Below are 4,616 nucleotides of genomic sequence, written 5' to 3' on the forward strand. Positions count from 1 at the left end.
AAAGAAAAAGTAATATTCAAGGTTTAACACTAGTTACTTTTGTCGTTTATATATAAAAAACACTAAAAGACTGAATACAGCTATAAAAAAACCTAAAATTGCACCCATAATACTTAAAATGGCTCTTTTAGGTGAAAACTTAATTTCATCAACAATTGCAGGATCGATAGTTTTAAACACATACTCATCCCTTACCTCTGCAAGCATTTGATTTTGCACTTGCCCTTCAATCATATCGAACATGATTTTTCTTATATCTACATTCTTAGTTTCTTTAAGTTTACTTTGTAGAAAAACTACACTTTTATTGGCTTCTTCAATATCGATCATTCGTAATTTATTGTTTATAGAGTTAATAAGGCTATCTAAGATTCTTTTAGCTATATATGGTGAATAATGTTTTATAGATACACGAATAAAACCAGTGTCTTCATCTTCCGAAATAGACAAGTTTTCCTTTATTAAGTAGCGGTATGCTTCTAAGTCGCTAGGTGTTTTTGTTTTAGGGTAACTGACCTCACGCACCCAGATGTTATTTTCTATATCATAAACTTCAGAATCATAAATAAGTTCGTTTTTCTCAGCATTCCAGCCCTCAACACCTATTAGTAAGGGCTTTAGCTCATTAATATTAATAAAATCACTAATAAACGTCCTACTTTTCAGTGTTTCGATTGCTATATCACGTTTACTACCACTTCCAGCTTGTAAATTTATTCCGGCGATGGAAGCCAGTCCTCCAAATGTGGAGGATAATCCACTTAAAGGTGAGTCCTGTCCCTGTTCAACGACACTGATCAATGCCTCAGAACGATAAATATTTGGCAAAGACAGTGAGAATAAAACGGCTATTACAGAAAATAAAGCTGTAATACCTACAATTAATATACGCCCTTTCCATAATATAGAAATTAAAGTTCGGAAATCCACCTCTATATAATCTTGATTATTCATTTTTCACCTAAAGACTTCCAATTGCTGCTACAGCTACACCTAGCTGATAAAGAATCTGCGTTGCTGTACTCCAAAGCGTTAGCTTATCCATATGCCCTGCATCCATTGGGATTACTATTGTGTCCCCTGGTTCTAACTGGTCAGCATTATTTGCTGCAAACCAGCCACCTGTATTTGGTATTTTCACTGAACCATTAGCTTTAATAATGTAAATTCGATCTTCAGCGGCACGCTCTTTGAGCCCGCCACTTAGTGCTATATAATCATCAACACTTACACCTGTTTTATAAAGATGTGATGTTGAGTAGTTAACTTCACCAATTACACTAATTGAATCGCGCTTGCTTGGTACATATAGTGTATCGCCATCTTGTAATACTAAATTTTGTTGATTATTTACAATTAACGGTAAGTCAATTACTAAACGGCCTACGGCTTCAACACTCGCGAGGTCGTTTAACAGCTTGTTCATCTCTTCATATGAAAGCGTACTACTGCTTACGGAGTTCTGAAAGCTTTTTGAAGCTATATCACGACGAAGCTCTGTAGATAAACGCGCTAGTTGCTTTTGCTCTTGCTCTTTTATCGATGTACGCGTAAATACAGCTGCTTTTTGCTCTGCAAATTTTGAAAAGCCACCCGCACGTTCAAGTAGTTCAGTAAGCGTTTCACCACGGCGTATTGTATAAGTGCCCGGGAATCTAAGCTCGCCTTTTAATTCTACTTTTACATTTTCTTGCCAGTTTGGAATTGCAAAAACATTGATACTGTCTTTGCTTTGTAATGTAATATTACTTTGAAGTTCACCTTTCATCGCACTTTCGAGATCAAATCGTAGGTGTTCTATTTTAGAACCATCACTGGCTACAATACGTGTAATTTCAGCTTGCTTCACGTAGGCTGACTCTAACAAGCCACCCGCTGCTATTATTAAGTCTTTTGCTTCACCGCCAATCATTAATGGATAAATACCAGGGAAAGTAACGTTTCCACTGATCTCCACAAGTTGCATTGCTTGTTGCACTGATGCTTGCTGCTTAAATTTAGCAATAATTGGAGCTAATAAATTATGGCGGCTAAATAACGCGTAATCTTCAGGTTTGAGTTCTTGGTCTTCTTCTTCTTTTGCTTTGCGCTTAGAAATTTCAGCAATAGAGAGTATTTTATTGTCTTCAAGAACAAGTTCTTCGTCTTCTTGATTAACGCCAATGTATTTTTCGAATTCTTTTTGCTCAAACTTATGCCACTGCTCTGCTTTTAGTTGCTGCTCTTGTTGCTCTTGACTAAGGGCCATATTTGCTAGTGCAGACAGCTCGGCTTCTTTTTCTTCAAAACGGCTAAATACAACAATTTTGTCATTAGCTTGAAGTTGTAAGTTATTTTCAGAGTTTTTAATAATAGCTTGAGCAACATCGAACTGATGTGCTTCTATATCGCCGTTTATATTTATTTCGCGGATTACGAGTCCGTAGCTTAAATCGGCTTGCGGTAATAAATCACCACGTACTGATTTAAGTACATCTGAAATGCGCTTGCCTTGATGCCACTGATAATTGCCTGGGCGCGCTACAGCACCAATTAAGCTAACTGAGTTTTGATATTGCGAGCTAACTGAATTAAAGCGAATACGGTCGCCATCTTGTGGAATATAGTTAATTTGCGATTTTGAAAAATCTACCGATAGCACTTCTTTACGATCGAAGTTAAAGCGCTCTACAATTGCGCTTTTGGCATATGCATTTGGTTTAAGGCCTCCGGCCATTGCTAATAACTGCTTAGCAGACTCACCTATTTTAAGTTCAAAGATAGCTGGGCGTTTAACCGCACCTTCAACTCTTACTTGAGCGCCAACTGATGGAATAAATACAGCATCGCCCGGCTTTAATACGATATCGTTACTGCTATCACCATTAATAAGTAAGTCGTAAAGGTCAAAATTTGCAACTACGTTGCCTGCGCGTTTAACTTGAATATTACGAAGAGAGGCAATGTCAGACACACCACCACTTACAAATAATGCGTGCGAAACAGTTGTTAATGAAGAAACACTGTAGCTACCCGGCTTGTAAGCCTCACCTAGCACTAAAATACGCATGCTACGAAGTTGACCAAGCGATATAAAGGCTTTTACACCAATAACTTCCTGCTCTACTTTTACTTTTATTAGTTCTTTAATTTCAGCAAAGGTTAAACCAGCCACTTCTACAGGGCTCAGGTCAGGAATACTAATACGTCCTTCACGGTCAACTATGACTTCAAAACTGTCACTTTCTTTACCATAAAAGTTAATTTTTAATTGATCGCCAGGGCCTACAATATAAGTATCGGGTACTGCCGCATTTTCGCTTGGCATAAATGTAGTGGGTTCACCTGCAAACAACTCATAACCATATGGTTTTAATTCGTCTGCTTTTGGTTTGAAGCGCTCTTCATCTGTTAGCTTTTCTTTTTCTGGCTCTGCGCGCTCGCCAATACTGTTTTGTTGCTCTGTATTATTTTGATTATTAGATTGGTTTGTACCGGTGATTGTTGAAACATCAACACCATACTGTTTTGCTAGGGCTTCTTGCTGAGCTTTTGGCAGCTTTTTAAATTGCTCAATTTGAGATGCTGTTGGCGTAAAAGCCAAAGTACTAAAACTACAAAGTAGAATAAAAGCACTAATAAATTGTGTAAAAACTTTCACGAGTAGGTATATCCCTAGGTCTACAACCAAAATTGGTGGCTATAATACATTAATTTTGAGCAAATAAAAAAGGGACTTTCGTCCCTTTTGTCACTTTAGTGTCATTAACTTAGTTACATTGGTTAAAAACTGTAAACAAGAGTAAATGATGTTTCTGTGTCAGTGCTTTCTTTGTCGTCAGCAACATCTGAGTTGTTAGTGACATTAAAAGCGACTTTCATTTGTAATGAGCCGTTTATTTTTGCAAGTAATGCAGTTTCTGAACGAGTTTTAGTGTTTGTATCACCGTACTCTACAGCAACTAATTGAGTAAAACGTGCACTCTCAGAAATTTGCCAGTTGTAATCTAATTTACCTAAGGCAATTACTTCGCCTTCAAACTCACCAGCAAGAGAGTTACCGTTATCATCTATTTCAGTGCTGTCATCTGGGTATTCAAAATATTTATAACCAGGACCAACTTCGGCACTTAACCACATGGTTTTTTCGTTTAATAAACGTAGACCGTAACCTGCAGAAATTACTGACTCACTTCTATATGCTCCAAAATAATCTGAAACGTGTGAACCATAAATGAATAGATGAGAATGATCTTCATTTAATTTGTAATTGCCTTGCGCTGAAATCGAGTACTTTTCATTAGTGCGCTGCTTATTTTTGTCGCCATTAGCATCTTCAACTTCATCTTCTTTATAGATGCCGTCTAGTTTGTATTCGTTGTTCCAGTTTTCAAGGTTGTGCTGTACTTTAATACCACCTTTGAGTGTGGTCGTTTCTGTATTACCACTTGTGATAATAGCACCAAGTTCACTGGTAACTTCCCACGTTTTTTGATCTGCGTCTGCAGCGAATGCATTTGTTGCAGCAGATGCTGCAACTAAAACTGATAAAAGCTTTAATTTCATTAAAAAATAACCTTTGTATAAATGTATATCTATTTTATTAAAGCGTTACTTGTTAGAGCAAGCAAAACAGC

The 4,616-nt window shown here is 37.1% G+C and carries 3 protein-coding genes; all 3 read right to left on the bottom strand.

The window, feature by feature from the left end:
* Nucleotides 1-33: 33 nt before the first annotated feature.
* On the bottom strand, nucleotides 34-954 hold the full coding sequence (locus tag GQR46_RS16480) for a Wzz/FepE/Etk N-terminal domain-containing protein (protein ID WP_165741549.1): 921 nt from the start codon (nucleotides 952-954) through the stop codon (nucleotides 34-36).
* A 7-nt stretch (nucleotides 955-961) separates the two neighbouring features.
* Nucleotides 962-3,640, bottom strand: coding sequence for an SLBB domain-containing protein (locus GQR46_RS16485; RefSeq protein ID WP_165741550.1), 2,679 nt, complete (start codon nucleotides 3,638-3,640; stop codon nucleotides 962-964).
* 122 nt (nucleotides 3,641-3,762) lie between these two features.
* Nucleotides 3,763-4,545, bottom strand: a complete 783-nt coding sequence (locus tag GQR46_RS16490) for a DUF481 domain-containing protein (RefSeq protein WP_101163220.1) — start codon at nucleotides 4,543-4,545, stop codon at nucleotides 3,763-3,765.
* Nucleotides 4,546-4,616: the final 71 nt, after the last annotated feature.

Source organism: Pseudoalteromonas sp. Z1A6 (genome assembly GCF_011378745.1).
Lineage (GTDB): Bacteria > Pseudomonadota > Gammaproteobacteria > Enterobacterales > Alteromonadaceae > Pseudoalteromonas > Pseudoalteromonas arctica.

What these genes read in the sequence shown, in the direction of transcription:
- GQR46_RS16490 (WP_101163220.1), bottom strand. Translation starts at nt 4,545, where the DNA reads ATGAAATTAAAGCTTTTATCAGTTTTAGTTGCAGCATCTGCTGCAACA.
- GQR46_RS16480 (WP_165741549.1), bottom strand. Translation starts at nt 954, where the DNA reads ATGAATAATCAAGATTATATAGAGGTGGATTTCCGAACTTTAATTTCT.